Genomic DNA, 17,668 nt, shown 5'->3' with positions numbered 1-17,668 from the left:
TTACTGATCCCAGTAAACTTGCTCTAAACAATCTTCACGTTCAGGTAAACCACGCGATAAACGTGGAGAGTGCTGAACAAGTACTTCATAACTTGCACGGTTAGCGTATTTACTAATTTGTGCAAGTGATGAGTAAGTCATTGCAGGTTGCTGATGCTTCGCTGAGTTTGCCACATTAAGTTTGTGGTAAACGTTTGCTGATAAGTCATGTAATACCGCAGCAAGAGCGCAATCGCCTGCACCATTGGTGTTTTTAATGCTGTCTGGGCCACCCATAAATGGTGCTGTGTGGCTATAAGCACGAATAGGGTTTTGGCAATCGTCTTTACGCATTGCGCGCGAAAATTCATAGCGGTTAAAGTCAGCAATCGCACCTGGTAATAGTGGATATTCTGTTTCACGCTTGAATGAATCGTCTACATAACCTGCCATAAATAAGCCTTTTTCGCCGGCAGTGCAAATAACTAAGTCTGTCCAGTCTAGTGCTTTGTCGGCAGCCAGAAGTGGGTCTTCAAAGCCAGTAATAGCAAGCCCTTCTTCTTCGTTCATCGCAAGAATATCAACATGTTCTTTAACGAAATCAGCCCACCAGGTAGGGTCTTGTTCAATTAAGAACTTAGTTCCAAGGGTTAAAACCACAGGTACGCCTGCATCATTGGCATATTTTACTGCCTGCATGGTGGCTTCTGTCATGGTTTCATCACCTTGCGTACGCATTAGGTATGCGCTGATCACCAGTGCTGAAGAGTTCTCAATAAGTTCTTGATCGATAGATTCAGGGCGAAGATGATTCATAAGTCCAGCGCTGATCGCAAAGGTACGTTCACCTGTTTCGTCAATCAAGGTAAAGCAGCGACCAATTGGGCCGTCTACAGGCTGAAGATAATCAAGATCAACACGGCTAGAGGTATTACATAAAAAGCGGTATGCATAGCTACCAATTTTTATGTTTTCACTCATGACCCCTAATAACACTGAACGGTCGTCAGCTAGTGTTGAGTAGTTGTGCATGGTGTTACCTACTGTACCGCCGGCAAACTCATAGTCGATCATGTTGTCGAGTTTCAGTCTGTCGTATAACGCATTGGTAATATCGCTATCGATTACTTGCGACATGCCACGGCGCAATTGAAATTCATCTAGGAAAGCTTGATCAACTTTCGCTTCAATATCCACCACAATTTGGTCGATACCCGTAATATAACTACGTTGTAGTCGTTCGGTTGAGTTAAGTTGATTCGTCAGTGGATCTTTGGCTTCCACCGGAAAATAATGTTTATGCCTGCGGCGTCCAGGAAATTTCATTTGCTACCCGTGTTGTAAGCTAAATAAAAAAAGCGCGAGATTATAGCGCAATATGAGGCTGTTGAGCCATGAAAAAGCCACTAAATTTTGCGTTAATTTTTAAGTGTAGCAGTATTTATTGCCGACATTTTTCACTAACTAGGTATAATTACTCACAGTTTTACAAGATTTGTGTGATATATGAGCGAACAATTTAGCGACCAGTATTGGATGGAAAAAGCATTGAGCTTTGCCAATGAAGCGGCAGCGATTAATGAAATTCCGGTTGGTGCTGTGCTCGTAAAAGACAATCAACTAATAGCTTTTGGCTATAACCGCTCAATTACCGATAACGACCCATCCGCTCACGCAGAAATGATGGCAATCCGCGAAGCAGGCAAAGTACTTAATAACTATCGCCTAATAGATTGCACCTTGTATGTAACCCTCGAGCCGTGTTCGATGTGTGCAGGACTATTGGTTCATAGCCGCATCAAGCGACTCGTATACGGTGCTAAAGATGCCAAAACGGGCTCTGCGGGTTCTATTATGAATCTATTACAAGAACCAAGGCTTAATCATCAAGTTGAAGTAACCGGTGAAGTTATGAGTGAGCAGTGTGGGGCGGTGATATCTAAGTTTTTTAAGCGTCGTAGAGAAGAGAAAAAGGCGGCTAAGCTTGCAGCTCGCAACGCCTAGTTATACAACCGGCGTTGCAGGAACTTGAGCTTCCATTAACTGCATCGCAAATAAGCGGCGACGCCAAATAACTTTTTTGTGTGTATTACGCAGCATGATACGACGGCGTGTCGCTGTTGAGTAAATAACATTACGCTTGAACTTATGTGTCTTGCGTCTTCTTTTTAACATGTGTGCTCCTTAAGTGAGAGAAAAGCATTATATACCCAAGCCACCTCAAGATGCGAGTTTCAGTTGGAATTAAAAGCGATTTAGGCAAGGCATTGATTGCAAGTAATAGTGGTTCTATTGTTAAAATCAATAACGCAGTATAAATCGCTTTTAAACCAACCCTTTGGGCGTTTCACAGGCACTTACTCTCATCGTTGTTACTTCTTAAAAGGGATGGCCATTCTTGCAAAGTAACGCCTTGATATTAAGCACCTGTGAAGCGCTGAATTCTGCATCTTGAGGTGGCTTGGGTATATTGACCTCTACAGGAAGATAATGATCATTTGATGACAAGTAAACAGATTTCTGGTGCTTTAGGTTAGTTGTTTTCTAACGTCTGCTGCTCTTGGGAGTCTGGTTGTGTTGTGTCGTTTGGCTTTTCGCTCGTTTCTGTGGAAGTGTTAACCTCTTCAATGGTTTGCTCTTCTTCACTTGGGTCAGCAATTGCATCATTTTCATCAAGCCAAACCAACGCATCGTAATAACGACGAATATTGTCAACATACTGCACAGCAACATCGCCACGTGCATAACCATATTTGGTTTTACGATAATAACGCTTTTTAATTAAAAGCGGTAAGCGTTTTTTTACATCCGCCCACTTATCGGGGCTTGCCCCTTCTTGCTCGGTAATAATTCGCGCGTCATTTACGTGGCCCCAGCCAACATTATAAGAGGCTAAGGCAAACCAAGTTCTATCGGGTTGTGGAATACGTTCAGGGATCCACGAAATAACCTTCGCTAAATATTCGGCACCGCCTTTGATATTTTGCTCAGGCTCTAAACGATTAGTAACACCAACTTGTTTTGCTGTAGTTTGCGTAAGCATCATGATCCCGCGAACACCTGTCGGTGACTTGGCTTTAGGGTTCCACATTGACTCTTGATAGCTCAAGGCGGCCAGTAAGCGCCAATCAATATTCCCTGAATATTGCTCAAACCAAGGTTGATATTTGGGTAGTGTTTCTTTGATAGCTTCGATATAGGCTAGGGTATTAACATAATTAAACTGACGAACGTGGCCAAAATACTTTTCTTCTAATACATAAAGTTGGTTATTTTGTTTTACATCACCAAAAAAAGGCACCATCAAGGCATATAAAGAATCGTCACCATCCTTTCTTAGTAACCAAGCGATAGGGTCGTTACGAGTCACTGAAAAGCCGATACTTAAATTAGGGTGGTAGCGGCGAAATAATGACAAGGTGTGAGAGTCAGCGAGAGTGTAATCAATTTCACCATCAATGACAGCTTGCAGAAGTTCTTCTTCATCCATATCTTCTGTTTCATGCCATGTTAAGTCTGGGTGAAGCTGTTTAAGTTGCTGTAATGCAAGTGAGTGACTACTTTTCGCAAGAACCGTTAGGTTCCCCGTTAAATCGGCAAATTCTCGAGGGCGAGTGCGGCCTTGCTTGTATACTAGCTTTTGGCTAATGGTGCGGTAAGTTGGCCCAAAACGATAATGTTCAGCCCGAATGGTATTATAAGTAAGTCCAGAGGCAATAATGTCTAAATCACCACTTTCGAGGCGAGAGAACATATCTGTAAGATTAAAAAAAGGCACCATCTCGAGCTCTACGCCAACATAATCGGCAAACTCTTGTGCTAATTCGTACTCAAAACCCTGCACACCTTGCGGTGCTTGATAGTAATTACTCGCGCCGGCTAAGGTGCCGACTCTTATCTTATTCTGTGCTTTGATATGAGCAAGTTGTGATGGTTGTTGTTGCATATCGCATGCACACAACATGAGCACAAGCGTAAATATAGCGAGTATTTTTTGCATAAATTAGAAATGCCCCTTAAACCATTACGTTACCGTTATAGCAAAACTTCACTGCCACGTCACTTCGCATATAGTTTTATATCTCTATTTAAAAATTAATAACTGTAACAGTGGCGGTAAAAGATAAGTCATACAGAACAACAGCCTGCGGGAAAATAAAGAGTACTAAGATAGTTAATTGTTGCAACCATAATCGCGGTTATGAAGATTATTTAAATAAAAGCGCAATTTTGAGTTAAATCTAGACGTTATTTGCACTATAATACGCGCCTAAAATATCGTTCAATCCCTAACCCCGGATGAAAATACCTATGTTGATCCTTCGTGGTGCACCAGCACTTTCCGATTTTAGAGTTCAGAAAATTTTAGCGCGTTGCCAACAGGCACAACTTCCAGTCACTAACGTTTATGCTGAGTTCATGCATTTTGCTGATCTTACTGCTGAGCTTTCAGCTGATGAGCAAACAAAGCTTGAAAAGCTGCTTACTTATGGTCCAACGATTGCAGAGCACAGCCCTGCAGGCACGTTAATTCTTGTAACGCCGCGTCCTGGCACTATCTCGCCTTGGGCATCAAAAGCAACCGACATCGCACACAACTGTGGCTTAAGCCAAGTTCACCGTGTTGAACGTGGTATTGCATACTACGTTGAAGGTAATCTATCAGCTGAGCAAACAGCTGAAGTAGCAGCGTTATTACACGACCGTATGACTGAAGCAACGCATGCGGATATGGCTGATGCAGCTAAATTATTCCGCCACGATGAACCGCGTCCAATGTCATCAGTTGACATTTTAGGTGGTGGCCGTGAAGCACTTGCTAAAGCCAATGTTGAGCAAGGTTTTGCGCTTGCAGATGACGAAATCGATTACTTGGTAGAAAATTTCCAAAAGTTAGGGCGTAACCCGAACGACATCGAATTATTTATGTTTGCACAAGCAAACTCTGAGCATTGTCGTCATAAAATCTTTAATGCTGATTGGACAATTGATGGCATCGAACAGCCAAAATCATTGTTCAAAATGATCAAAAACACTTACGAGCAACACCCTGAAAATGTGTTATCTGCATACAAAGATAACGCAGCGGTAATGAAGGGCTCAGTAGCGGGTCGTTTCTTCCCGAACAGTGAAGGCGAGTACGCATACCATCAAGAAAACATCGAAATCTTGATGAAAGTTGAAACTCATAACCACCCAACAGCGATTGCGCCATTTTCGGGTGCATCAACAGGTTCTGGTGGTGAGATTCGTGACGAAGGTGCTACAGGTCGTGGTTCTAAACCAAAAGCTGGTTTAGTGGGCTTCACTGTATCTAACCTTCGTATTCCAGGTTACGAGCAACCATGGGAAACCGACTTTGGTAAGCCTGGTCGTATCGTTAACGCACTAGATATCATGACTGAAGGTCCATTAGGTGGCGCGGCATTCAATAACGAATTTGGTCGTCCTAACTTACTTGGTTACTTCCGTACCTACGAAGAAAAAGTATCAAGCCACAACGGTGAAGAAGTACGTGGTTACCACAAGCCAATTATGCTTGCAGGTGGTTTAGGTAACATTCGTTCTGAACATGTTCAAAAAGGTGAGATCCCAGTTGGTGCAAAACTTATCGCACTAGGTGGTCCGGCAATGAACATCGGCCTTGGTGGTGGTGCTGCGTCTAGTATGACATCAGGTCAATCGAACGAAGATTTAGACTTTGCATCGGTACAACGTGAAAACCCAGAAATGGAACGTCGTTGTCAGGAAGTTATCGACAAATGTTGGCAGTTAGGTGATGCAAACCCAATCGCTTTCATTCACGATGTGGGTGCTGGTGGTCTTTCAAATGCATTCCCTGAGCTTGTAGACGACGGTGGTCGTGGTGGTAAATTCCAACTTCGTGATATTCCAAACGATGAGCCGGGTATGGCACCACACGAAATTTGGTGTAACGAATCTCAAGAGCGTTACGTATTAGCAGTTGCAGCTGAAGACTTCGCGCGCTTTGAAGCAATCTGTAAACGTGAACGTGCACAATACGCGGTTATCGGTGAAGCAACAGAAGAGCGCCACTTAACGGTTGAAGATAGCCACTTTGGTAACAACCCTGTTGACCTACCGCTTGATGTTTTACTTGGTAAAGCACCAAAAATGCACCGCGAAGTTGAGTCTAAAAAAGCACAATCGCAACCATTAGACGTTGCAAACATTGATGCGGCAGATGCTGCACAACGTTTATTACGCTTACCAACGATTGCTGAAAAAACATTCTTAATCACCATTGGTGACCGCACGGTAACAGGTTTAGTTGCGCGTGACCAAATGGTGGGTCCTTGGCAGGTGCCAGTAGCAAACTGTGCGGTAACAGCCGCTGCGTTTGATACTTATCACGGTGAAGCAATGTCACTAGGTGAGCGTACACCAGCTGCACTGTTAAACTATGGAGCTTCTGCTCGTTTAGCTGTGGCTGAGTCATTAACGAACATCGCGTGTGCTAACATCGGTGGCCTTGAAAATATCAAGCTATCTGCAAACTGGATGGCCGCAGCTGGTCACCCTGGTGAAGATGCGGGTCTTTACGAAGCTGTTAAAGCGGTTGGTGAAGAACTTTGTCCGGCACTTGGTTTAACAATTCCTGTGGGTAAAGACTCAATGTCGATGAAAACTCAATGGGATGAAAACGGTGAGCAAAAATCGGTTACTGCACCATTATCACTAATCATCACTGCCTTTGGTCGTGTTGAAGATGTGCGTAAAACAGTAACGCCACAGCTACGCACTGATAAAGGTGAATCATCACTATTATTAGTTGATTTAGGTGCGGGTCAAAACCGTATGGGTGCATCAAGCCTTGCACAGGTTTATAAGCAATTAGGTGATGTAACACCTGATGTTGATAGCCCTGAGTTATTAAAAGGTTTCTATGAAGCAATGCAAGCGCTTGTTGCTGATAACAAGTTACTTGCCTACCATGACCGTTCAGACGGTGGTTTATTCACAACTATCGCTGAAATGGCATTTGCTGGTCACACGGGTGTTACTGTTGACCTTGCAGGCCTTACAGGTTCAGACATCGAAGCGCTTTATAATGAAGAGCTAGGTGCGGTTATCCAAGTGGCAAACGCTGATTTAGATGCAGTTAAAGCCGTTCTTGCTGATCACGGCTTAGCAGCTATCAGCCATGAAATTGGTACATTAAATGCTGATGACCGTGTGGTATTCACTCGTGGTGATGATGTGGTGCTTAACCACACGCGTACTGAGCTTCGCACTATTTGGGCTGAAACAACTTACCAAATGCAAGCACGTCGCGATAACCCAGAGTGTGCTAAGCAAGAATTTGACGCTAAGTTTGACGCAAAAGACCCAGGTCTTAACGTAAAACTAAGCTTTGATTTAAACGAAGACGTTGCTGCGCCTTACATTGCAACTGGTGCGAAGCCGAAAATGGCGATTCTACGTGAGCAAGGTGTTAACTCTCATTTAGAAATGGCTGCAGCATTTAACCGTGCTGGCTTTGCAGCGGTTGACGTACACATGAGCGACATCCTTGAAGGTCGTTTAACACTTGAGCAATTTAAAGGCTTAGTGGCATGTGGTGGTTTCTCTTACGGTGACGTATTAGGTGCTGGTGAAGGCTGGGCTAAGTCAATCTTATTTAATGAGATGGCGCGTGAGCAGTTCCAAAGCTTCTTCCACCGCGAAGATACATTCAGCCTAGGTGTGTGTAATGGCTGTCAAATGCTTTCAACATTGAAAGAATTGATCCCAGGTACTGAGCACTGGCCACGTTTTGTAACCAACAAGTCAGAGCGCTTTGAAGCTCGCTTTAGCCTTGTAGAAGTGCAAGAAAACCCATCAGTATTCTTTAACGGTATGGCTGGTTCTCGTATGCCTATCGCTGTTTCTCATGGTGAAGGTCATGCTGAATTCGCTAACAGCGATGCAGTTAAAGCTGCGCTTGAGTCAGGCACTGTGGCAGTGAAGTTTGTTGATAACTACGGTAACCCAACAACGCAATACCCAGCTAACCCGAACGGCTCGCCTGAAGGTATCACAGGTATTACCTCTACTGATGGTCGTGCGACGGTTATGATGCCGCACCCAGAGCGTGTATTCCGTACTGTTGCTAACTCATGGCACCCAGATGAGTGGCGTGAAGATAGCCCATGGATGCGTATGTTCCGCAACGCACGTAAAAACGTTGGCTAGAACTTAGTTATATACCTAGCTATACAAGTTAGGTTCATACAAACCGTTTAAACTAAAAAGGCTGCACTATTAAGTGCAGCCTTTTTGTTTATAATGGTGCTAGTAAGTGTAAGTTCAAAGGCAAGGAGAGTTTTTTGAGTTTTAAGCGGGTAAGCGTAGGGTTGCTAGGTATCGTGCTAAGCATGCTGCTGTTGGCGTATCTGTTCAGGCTACCACTGACATCGTGGTACTTAACGCCTATGCTTAGTAAAAATGGCGCTGAGCTTCACTGCATTGATTGGTCATTGACCAGCCAGCTTGATTTAAATATCGAGAAATTATGCTTAACTTATCAAGGGCAGCAAATAGAGTTAGCTGGCATCCTTGCTAACAAGCAACAGGTTAGGGTTTCTCGCGCTAATCTCATCGTTAGTGACCTTGCAAATAAAAAACAACCAGAATCAGCACAGACTGAATTTAAAAAGCTCGCTTTAGTATTACCAGAGCAAAGACCGCTAATAAGCATTGAGCAGCTTGATGTAGTCTCACCGTTTACCGATAGCCCTGTTAGGTTGGCAATACAAGAAAAACGCTTAAACCATTTTACAATTTCACGTGATCTTAATGCAGATGTTGAAATATCTAATTATGAAATAAAAGCCGATCTTACCCTTGATGAGCAAGTAGCTAGGCGGTTCATAACATTGCCACAAAGTAGCCATTTTGGCACTCAATCGCAGGTTAAGTTTGATGGTATTACGGTTGCAATTGAAAGCACCGTCAATGCAAGTTATCAGCATGCTCTAGCGCAATGCGACCTAGGTTTTACCACCGAAGGGCAACTGAGTGCGAAGTATCAATTAAACCAACAGCATTTATATGCGGATTTATCAGCTTTACAAAATCAACTTAGCGCAAACCAAGCGTGTTTAAGCATCATCACAGACCAACAGCATCAATCATTTATTGAAGCGCAGCTACCGCTTACTTGGCAGTTACACATTGAAAAACCAGTTAGTGTAGAAGCCGAGCAGCTATCAGTCCCAATCGTAAAACTGCTAGCAACTGAAGGGCAAAGTGAAGTGACAGTCAGTAATACGACCTTTTCTTTACAGGATCCGCTCGCATCACTTAATAGCCAAGTTAGTATTGATTTTAACAGTAAAGATATTGATGAGCTAAAGCTCAATGCGCATTTGCATGAAAGTGACGTTAGCGCTGATTTTCAACTGTCACTTGATTCACTCCCTGCATTTTTAGATTTTCAGGCTGACGGTGTTCTGGTTGAGGGTATTGGGGCTAAAGGAAATCTAAAAATTGATGAGTTATTTTCTAGCCCGATAGCTGCTAGATTGAACGCAAATGTCAGTGTTAAAAACGCGCTTATATCGGGTGCTCAGATAGCTGACTTTACCAGCACGATTGAGGCTGAGCATAATGCCGAGCAACACTTAATTGTTAAAGCCAACAGTAAGGTTAAATCATTAAATTATAATGATATTAACGCAGCAAAAATCAGTAATGAGCTAACCCTTAGTACAGATCTCAGTGTGGGGGAATTATTTGCTGATATTGATGCCAAAACCACGGCTGCTAAATTATCAACACCTGAACTTACTTTAAATAAGTTGTCTGTCGTTACAAATGCCCTACAAAGCCGCGCCTTGCAGGCAACGCATCATGTGTTTGCAGATGGCTTTGAAGCGCTTGTTAGCCATCATATGTCTAGGGTTGCGCACCCATTTGAATTGGTGATACCTGAGCAGGCAGTATCCAAGCTTAATCCGATAATTGCTCAGTTTGAGCCCCTTGCAACCATCACTGATGGGGTGGTTTCAGGGATTATTAAAGGTGATGTAAATCTTCAGCAAGCAGAAGGTAGTGTTCACATTAATAAGCTCAGTGCGCTTTATAATGACTACCTAGCAAATGATTTTGCCGTGGATTTGGATGGGACGTTTAATTCAGGGCAGCTTAATATTGCAGCGACTAAATTTACACTCAATGAACTGCGCGCAGGTGCTGTGGTCAAAAATATGCAGGGTCAGTTGCAGGTAACAGCTAATCAGCCTTGCGCAGCTGATCTAACCGGTCAAGTTATGGGCGGCAAATTTGTGGTGAATAAATACTGCCCACTGAGTGACAACCAAACCGCGACCGTTAAGTTTGAAAATATTGATGCCAGCAAATTAGTCACCCTTGATGCTGAGTCTGGAATTAGTTTAAGCGGGCGCTTAGCGGGCACCTTACCTGTTGTTATAAGCAAACAGGGAATAGAGGTAAAGCAAGGGCAGCTAGTTAATCAAGGTGATGGTAAATTACTGATCACTAATAATGCGGGTTTTGAAGCTGTAAAAGCGCAGCAACAGGAGCTGAGTACAACGCTGAGTTTACTCGAGAATTTAGATATTAAAAAACTACGCAGCAGTGTTAACTTAAAACCAGATGGTTGGTTACATTTAGGTGTTAATTTAGAAGGTTATAATGAAGCGCAGCAGCAAGCAGTGAACTTTAATTATAACCATGAAGAGAATGTATTTACTTTACTTAGAGCGCTGCGTTTAAGTGATGAAATTACTCAAAAAGTTGAGAAAGAGTATGCAAAAAAAGAAAGCAATGATGGCTAAGTGGTTAGTAATGCTGACGGCAGTAGGCATGCTGAGTGCCTGTACTCACCGTGTTGAGGTGGCAGCAAAAGAGCCGATTACAATCAACTTAAATGTAAAAGTTGACCATGAGATCCGCGTAAAAGTGGATAAAGAACTTGATACCTTATTCAGTGATGACAGCGAATTATTCTAAGGAGCACACATGCGTAAATTACAACTTAAAAAACTAAATGTGATCACCTTGATCAGTGCTGTTTGTTTCTCTTTTTCTGCGTGGGCTATTAGCCTTGATGACGCAAAGAGCCAAGGATTAGTGGGTGAAGATAGCTCAGGCTATTTAGGTTTAGTGGTTAATAATAGTGAAGCAAAAGCAGTCGTTGATGAAATTAATGCAAAGCGCAAAGAGCAGTACTTAAAGCTAGCGAAAAAGAATAACCTTTCGTTAGCGCAGGTAGAAGCACTTGCAGCTGCTAAAACTATCGAGAAAACTAAGCCGGGTCACTACATTGAAGTGAACGGTGAGTGGGTAAAAAAATAACTCACTAAGTTAAATTAGAAAAAGCCAGCATTGCTGGCTTTTTATCTTTATAACGCCGGCAGGCGTTAGCGTTTATCGATGCAGCTTTGTAATAGCTGCTGCCAAAAGTCGATGCCTTTACGTCTTGCAAGTTTAATGTTGTGCTCTGGGATAGACTCAGGTTCATTGTAGTTATCTAACGCTTCGCTCATACTGGCTTCACGGATTAAATGTAGTGTTGGATAAGGTGCGCGGTTAGTATAGTTTGCAGCATCGCTGTCATCGCTATCGGCAAACACATAGTCAGGATGAAAGTTAGCTATTTGATACTTACCCTCATAACCTTGTGCAGCTAAAAGCGCATTGGCTAAATCGACTAAATCTAAGAACTCTTCAAAATCCTTAAAGCCTTGCTCAAACATCAACAGGGTTGTTTCACGCTGTGCTTGTTGGTCTAACTCGCTACACTGCTCAAGCATATCCATTACCGCATCATCAAGTGTAATAGACTGGCTGATTTGATAATGAATGCAATTGCTTTCAACTTCTTTGCGGGCAAACGGGCAGAAATTGTATTTCACGATTACACTTGATACCCATTCGCGCATTTGTTTTTCTGGGCGATTCATCACTTGCTTTGAAGTCACGTTATTTCTCTATTCTATGTCTCTATTTTACTTTTCTAAGTAAAGCTCAATTAAATTAACCGTTTTACTGATAGCACCTTGATTATTAGCCACGCATTTTGCAGCTTGTTGACCAAGCTTTATGGTCTGTTCTGCATCATTACTCAAAGCGATAAGCGTGTCAGCAAGTTGGTTTTCATCAGTGACAATTTTAGCTCCTTGAGCACTAATAAGCTCAGGGTATATATGGTCAAAGTTATAGGTATGAGGACCTGCTAAAACGCCAACCGAAAACGCTGCTGACTCTAACGGATTATGGCCGCCTCGCTCTATTAAACTACCGCCAATATAGCTGATGTTTGCCACTCCATATAAGCATTGTAGCTCGCCTAACGTATCCGCTAGCACAACTTGCTGGTTGTTATAGTTATCTGCACTGCGACGGCTAAAGCTCATATCTGAGTTTTTTAATATCTCCGCGACTTTATCAAATTGCTCGGGGTGACGCGGAGCAATAATCAAAAGAGCGTTGGGCAAGGCTTTTAACAGCTTTTTATGAGCACTTAAAATAAGCTCATGTTCAACAGGGTGAGTGGAGCCTGCAACCCAGATAAAGCGCTCGTTGTTATATTGATTTTTCAGTGCTGCGACTTTATTTAATTGCTCATCTGTCGGCGTGATATCAAATTTAATTGAGCCAAACACGCGAGCCTTTTCAGGTTTTAAACCTAGTTCAATAAAACGTTTGGCATCATCTTGATTATGACTAGCAAGGTCGCTAATTGATTGCATGATCAGTTTAGTTAATAGCATCACCTTTTGGTAGCCTTGCTGTGATTTAGCTGAAAGCCGGGCATTTAAAACAAGTACTTTTGTGTCGTAGTTGTTGCTTTGAGCCATAAGGTTAGGCCACAGCTCTGTTTCTAAAATACACAGTACCTTTGGCTTGATACGCTTTAAAAAACGCTGTGTAGCGAAGAAAAAATCAATCGGTAAATAACAGCAGCTAACAGTATCGTTAAAGTTGTTTTTTATTTGCTCGCGGCCAGTTGGGGTATTGCAGGTTACTAAAATCGTAAGCGCAGGGTGTTCGAATTGAACTGCCTTAATAAGCGGGGTTGCCGCTAGCACTTCACCTACAGAGGCACAATGAAAAACAATATCGTGGCGCGATAAATCTGTATAGCCAAAGCGTTCAGCAAAATGCATTCGGTAGCCTTGGTTTTTCTTACCTCGCAAAACATATAAGTAAAAAACAATCAGCGGACTCAAAATGTATAGGAGTAAAGAATATATAATACGCGCCATTGGTTAGCCTATATGAATAAAACCCTATGATAGCGTGGAACATACGCTATCTAAATATAAAATGTTAAAAAGGGTTATCTATGAGAGTTTTAAGTGTTTAGTTTCAGGTAATTTGGTAGTATTTCGATTACTTATTAAATAAACGAAGCAGTTATGAAATTTAAAATGATAAAAGCCTCGGTAGTAGGTGCTCTCTTAAGTTGCGCTATGTCTTTATATGCAACACCCACCGCTTATTTACCTGTTGGCATGGACGCACAGCTTGATCATCAATTAGATACTTTGTTTGCACTAACAATTGGCACTCCTATGGCTAAACCATATCGTTTAGCAGAAGTCGAGAAAGCACTTCTTGTACTTGAAAAGGAAGAGCCTGGGTTAGCTGCTGCTATTCGTTCAAAAATAAAGCCATATCAAAGTGATGATGCAGTGACTCGTGTCGGTGTAAAACTACAAGTAGATACGGATAATGCAAAGAAAATAGCGAATCAAAGAGGCCTAAGCTCGGATGAATGGGGGCAAGGTTTTTTTGAAGGTATTTGGCGTGCTAATGATTACACCTTGGTACAAGTGGGTGTAGATTACCGAGCTAAAGCTAATAAATTTGTAAATTATAATTCGTTTATAAGTTTTGCTGGCGAAGATTTACAGTTAAATCTTGGTTATAAAGAACACTGGTTCTCGCCGTTTAAACATTCTGCGCAGATTATTTCTACCAATGCTAAAACAGCACCTTCGATTTCATTGGGTATGGTAAAACCAGCCCACAATTGGTGGAATTTTGATTTTGAGCTTTATTATTCTGAGCTTGAGCATGTCGATAATGGTATTCTTTATCAAAATGAGCTCCATAGCGGCACACCAAAGCTCGCAGGGACGCATTTTAGTATTGAGCCGCTTGATGGTTGGAAGTTGGGCCTTAATCGTATGATGCAGTTTGGTGGGGGCCCCCGCAAAGTCGATGTTGGTGATGTGGTCGATGCATTTTTTGATCCTGCGGGTAATGACAACTCAGGGCTCACTGGTAGTAAAGATAATGAGTTAGGTGACCAATACGTAACAATTACCAGTACGGTGAATTTTAATTGGGGAATGCCAATTGAACTTTACTTTGAATATGGTGGTGAAGACACAAAAGACCACAAAAACTACCAATTTGGTAATACTGTTAGCAATTTTGGCTTCTTCTTGCCAAAACTGAGTAATACAATGTCGCTTAGGTATGAATATACCAACATGCACAGCCTGTGGTACGTCAATGAGATTTATCCAGTATATGGTAATACAGTGGGTGGTTTTGTAACGGGTCATTATGCGGCTGATCAACGTTATACTGAGTTACATGCCAATGGTGTTGCGAGGGTTTATGCTGATGCGCCACCGACGCAAGTGCACAGCATGGAGTTAACTTATAGTGAAAACTACCGCTCACTTTGGCGCAGTAAGCTCACACTGATAGAAAACGAAAGTAATTACCTAAATGAGTGGGGTCAAACGACCGGAGACTATGAGCGTGCCGTTGAACTGCAATTAAGCAATACACGCCAATTAAACGAGCATACATTAGAGACAACTCTTACCTATGGCGAAGATGTATTTGGCGATAACTATACGTGGTTATCTGTTGCCTATTTTTGGTAAGTAAGCCGTTAATACTTTTTAAGGAATTTATATGTCTAATCTTGATTCTGTAGCGGCAAGCTACCTCGAAAGTTTAAATCGCCATCAAATGTTGTTTGAAACGATGGAGACCTACCACCCAGAAGTGATGCAATTACTTGAAGCATGTCACAGTGCTTTGCAAGCGGGTGGCAAAGTCATTTGGTTTGGTAACGGCGGAAGTGCGGCAGATGCACAGCACTTAGCTGCTGAGTTTGTGGTGCGTTATAAATTAGAGCGCGGTCCACTTGCTTCAATCGCACTGACTACTGATACCTCAATTTTAACAGCGCACAGCAATGATTATCACTTTGATACTGTATTCGAGCGCCAAGTTCAGGCCCTGTGTAAGCCAGATGATTTGGTTATTGGCTTAACCACCTCGGGTACTAGCCCTAATATTAATTTAGCGCTTGCTGCTGCAAATGAAATCGGCGCTTTTACCGTAGCATTAACAGGCCGAGATGGTGGCAAAGTAAAAGACATCGCTAAGTTACCTATTATTATTAAAAATGATGAAACCGCACGTATTCAAGAAGCCCACATGTTTATCGGGCATTGGCTATGTGAAGCCATCGATATGGTTGTAGCGGAGCAAAAGTAATGGATTTAGCGTTACTAAAAAACCTTTCAAAGGCAAGTATTTTAGTTGTTGGTGATGTCATGCTAGATAGATACTGGCATGGCGACTCTGGGCGAATTTCACCTGAAGCACCAGTCCCGGTTGTGAAAGTGAGTAAATTTGAAGACAAAGCCGGTGGTGCAGCAAACGTCGCAAAAAATATTGCTCGTTTAGACGGTAAAGTTGGCCTATTAGGTTTAGTCGGTGAAGATGAAAGCGGGCAAATTCTTGAAACCATCTTAAGTTCAGAAAAAATTGATTCGCAACTTGTAAGTGTGTGTGACTTACCGACAATTTCTAAAATGCGTGTTATTAGTCGTCATCAGCAAGTTGTTCGTTTAGACCTTGAAGAAACCTTCACTGAGCAGCACAGTCAATTATTACTTAATCGCCTAGAGCTAGTATTGGATGATTATGACTTTGTGTTGTTTTCTGATTACAACAAAGGCTCACTGAGCTTAATTCAACAAATGGTTCAGGTTGCAAAGAAAGCAGGCAAAACGGTGCTTATTGACCCTAAATCATCAGACTTAAGCTTATACCGTGGTGCTGATTATATTACGCCTAACCTAAATGAGTTTAAGCTTGCTGGTGGTTTGACGGACTCTGAGCAAAACTTGACTGACAGTGCTCGTAAATTAATTAGTGAAGCGGGCATAGCTGCGATGCTATTAACGCGCTCAGAGCATGGCATGTCGTTAATTAGTCAGACAGAAAAACATGATTTTGCAGCCCAACAGCTTGAAGTTAGCGATGTAACCGGTGCCGGCGATACTGTAATTGCGACATTAGCAGTGATGCTAGGCGCTGGTATGGCAGCAAAAGATGCGGTTGAAATTGCCAACCTTGCAGCAGGTATTGCTGTAAGCAAGCTTGGAGCTGCGACTGTTTCGCCTGAAGAACTTAGCCGTAAGCTTGGTCAATATTTACAGCAAACTGGCGAGCATTATCAAACACCGTTTGAAGATGTACTTCAGCATATTGAGTTTGCCAAACAAAATGGTGAAAAAATTGTTTTCACTAATGGCTGTTTTGATATTCTTCATGCAGGTCACGTACGCTACCTTGCACAGGCAAAAGCTCGTGGTGACAGGCTTGTTGTTGGCTTAAATAATGACGAGTCTATCACTCGCTTAAAAGGCCCACAAAGACCAATTAATCCACTCGATGAACGTGCCATGGTTTTAAGTGCGCTGGCGTCTGTTGACTGGGTTATTCCATTTGGTAGCGTTGAAGAGAATGACACGCCAGCTAAGCTCATTGAGCAAATTAGCCCCGATGTACTAGTAAAAGGCGGCGATTACACTGTTGACCAAATTGCCGGAGCTGATCATGTATTACGCCATGGCGGTAAAGTCGAAGTGCTTGAGTTTCTTAATGGTTGCTCAACATCTAACGTAATTAGCAAGATTAAGTCTTAAGCAAAGCTTGGTAGTCACATATTAGTGACTGCCAATCACTTTGTCGCCAATGCATCTGTTCGTTACGGCCTTGCTCTTTTGCAAATGAACGAGCAAGGCGTTTAATATTCTCTGTTTGCCAGCTAGGGTGCGGCTTTTTGATTTCACCGCGGTCAAAGTCGATGATAAACACCTTACCTGTATCATCGAACAAGATGTTATTGATGTTTAAATCTGCGTGGTATACCCCGTGATTGTGAAAATCGCTGAGGGTGGCTGCAATCGTTTTGAGTTCAGACTGGCTTAGTGGGCGCGTGATTAAAATATCTAACACACTTTTTGCGCCTGTCACTGCCTCGGTGATAATATCGCCCCGATAGATAAAGCCGCTGGTTTTAATTTTGGCCCCAATCGGTGTGGGCACATTCAGGCCAAGCTCACGCAAACGCATCATTAGTGTAAATTCTTTATAAACTCGGGTTTGTTTTAAGCCAAAGTATAGGTACTGATCGCTGAGTAGCTTACCAACGAGTCCTCCTCGCCAATAGTGGCGCAGAACACCTGTGAGCTGTTGATGTTTAAAAAACCACGCTGTTGCGCGGCCTTTTTTTGCGCCAACTATTTTTTCTTGTTGTTGCCAGTAGCTGGCATCGAACCACTGTTGCGTGAGCTCATCTTTATAGTCAGGGTGACACAAAAGGGTGGTGTTTTGTAGATGCTGAGTTTCGAACATAACAACTTCAAGATTAAATAGAATTAGCGCTATCTTACCG

General features: G+C 42.6%; 14 protein-coding genes. 8 read left to right on the top strand and 6 right to left on the bottom strand.

What is annotated here, in order from left to right; translation table 11 throughout:
• Positions 1 to 1,305, bottom strand: coding sequence for an inosine/guanosine kinase (locus AAEU31_RS06960; protein WP_135926096.1), 1,305 nt, complete (start codon positions 1,303 to 1,305; stop codon positions 1 to 3).
• A gap of 180 nt (positions 1,306 to 1,485) precedes the next feature.
• On the opposite strand from AAEU31_RS06960, the gene tadA reads away from it, so the two are divergent.
• Positions 1,486 to 1,983, top strand: a complete 498-nt coding sequence (gene tadA / locus AAEU31_RS06955) for a tRNA adenosine(34) deaminase TadA (RefSeq protein WP_135926095.1) — start codon at positions 1,486 to 1,488, stop codon at positions 1,981 to 1,983.
• Here the strand turns inward: tadA and AAEU31_RS06950 are convergent, their stop codons facing one another.
• Positions 1,984 to 2,154 (bottom strand): hypothetical protein, encoded by a 171-nt coding sequence (locus tag AAEU31_RS06950; protein WP_167658517.1) that lies wholly within the window; start codon positions 2,152 to 2,154, stop codon positions 1,984 to 1,986.
• Between the two features lie 358 nt (positions 2,155 to 2,512).
• Complete coding sequence (gene mltF, locus AAEU31_RS06945; RefSeq protein ID WP_105181305.1) at positions 2,513 to 3,979, bottom strand: membrane-bound lytic murein transglycosylase MltF; 1,467 nt, start codon at positions 3,977 to 3,979, stop codon at positions 2,513 to 2,515.
• A 311-nt stretch (positions 3,980 to 4,290) separates the two neighbouring features.
• Here mltF and purL point away from each other — a divergent pair, with 311 nt between their 5' ends.
• From purL to AAEU31_RS06925, 4 genes are all read left to right on the top strand, one after another.
• Positions 4,291 to 8,175 (top strand): phosphoribosylformylglycinamidine synthase, encoded by a 3,885-nt coding sequence (gene purL, locus AAEU31_RS06940; protein WP_138557229.1) that lies wholly within the window; start codon positions 4,291 to 4,293, stop codon positions 8,173 to 8,175.
• A gap of 134 nt (positions 8,176 to 8,309) precedes the next feature.
• Positions 8,310 to 10,781: an intermembrane phospholipid transport protein YdbH family protein gene (locus AAEU31_RS06935; protein ID WP_421966849.1), complete on the top strand. Its 2,472-nt coding sequence runs from the start codon at positions 8,310 to 8,312 to the stop codon at positions 10,779 to 10,781.
• Positions 10,774 to 10,956 (top strand): YnbE family lipoprotein, encoded by a 183-nt coding sequence (locus AAEU31_RS06930; protein WP_054551055.1) that lies wholly within the window; start codon positions 10,774 to 10,776, stop codon positions 10,954 to 10,956. The genes AAEU31_RS06935 and AAEU31_RS06930 overlap by 8 nt, the downstream gene beginning before the upstream one ends.
• Positions 10,957 to 10,965: 9 nt before the next feature.
• Positions 10,966 to 11,301, top strand: a complete 336-nt coding sequence (locus AAEU31_RS06925) for a YdbL family probable chaperone protein (RefSeq protein WP_135926091.1) — start codon at positions 10,966 to 10,968, stop codon at positions 11,299 to 11,301.
• A gap of 65 nt (positions 11,302 to 11,366) precedes the next feature.
• On the opposite strand, the gene AAEU31_RS06920 is transcribed toward AAEU31_RS06925, so the two are convergent.
• Positions 11,367 to 11,909: a DUF1415 domain-containing protein gene (locus AAEU31_RS06920; protein WP_135926315.1), complete on the bottom strand. Its 543-nt coding sequence runs from the start codon at positions 11,907 to 11,909 to the stop codon at positions 11,367 to 11,369.
• 45 nt (positions 11,910 to 11,954) lie between these two features.
• On the bottom strand, positions 11,955 to 13,214 hold the full coding sequence (waaA, locus tag AAEU31_RS06915; protein WP_421966848.1) for a lipid IV(A) 3-deoxy-D-manno-octulosonic acid transferase: 1,260 nt from the start codon (positions 13,212 to 13,214) through the stop codon (positions 11,955 to 11,957).
• A gap of 153 nt (positions 13,215 to 13,367) precedes the next feature.
• Between waaA and AAEU31_RS06910 the strand changes: the two genes are divergently transcribed.
• From AAEU31_RS06910 to hldE, 3 genes are read left to right on the top strand one after another with little or no spacing between them, the layout of a single operon-like run.
• Positions 13,368 to 14,855 carry a capsule assembly Wzi family protein gene (locus AAEU31_RS06910; RefSeq protein ID WP_421966847.1) on the top strand — a complete coding sequence of 496 codons (1,488 nt, stop codon included), beginning with the start codon at positions 13,368 to 13,370 and terminating at the stop codon, positions 14,853 to 14,855.
• 31 nt (positions 14,856 to 14,886) lie between these two features.
• Positions 14,887 to 15,477 (top strand): D-sedoheptulose-7-phosphate isomerase, encoded by a 591-nt coding sequence (locus AAEU31_RS06905; protein WP_135926088.1) that lies wholly within the window; start codon positions 14,887 to 14,889, stop codon positions 15,475 to 15,477.
• Positions 15,477 to 16,916, top strand: coding sequence for a bifunctional D-glycero-beta-D-manno-heptose-7-phosphate kinase/D-glycero-beta-D-manno-heptose 1-phosphate adenylyltransferase HldE (gene hldE / locus AAEU31_RS06900; RefSeq protein WP_421966846.1), 1,440 nt, complete (start codon positions 15,477 to 15,479; stop codon positions 16,914 to 16,916). The genes AAEU31_RS06905 and hldE overlap by 1 nt, the downstream gene beginning before the upstream one ends.
• On the opposite strand, the gene AAEU31_RS06895 is transcribed toward hldE, so the two are convergent.
• Positions 16,906 to 17,628 carry a 3-deoxy-D-manno-octulosonic acid kinase gene (locus AAEU31_RS06895; protein WP_421966845.1) on the bottom strand — a complete coding sequence of 241 codons (723 nt, stop codon included), beginning with the start codon at positions 17,626 to 17,628 and terminating at the stop codon, positions 16,906 to 16,908. The genes hldE and AAEU31_RS06895 overlap by 11 nt on opposite strands.
• Positions 17,629 to 17,668 lie beyond the last annotated feature (40 nt).

The organism is Pseudoalteromonas thalassia (genome assembly GCF_049257215.1).
In the GTDB taxonomy this organism is placed as follows: Bacteria; Pseudomonadota; Gammaproteobacteria; order Enterobacterales; family Alteromonadaceae; genus Pseudoalteromonas; species Pseudoalteromonas lipolytica_C.
The sequence above is the reverse complement of the archived record's forward strand: the minus strand, read 5'-3'. Positions and strand labels throughout refer to the sequence as shown.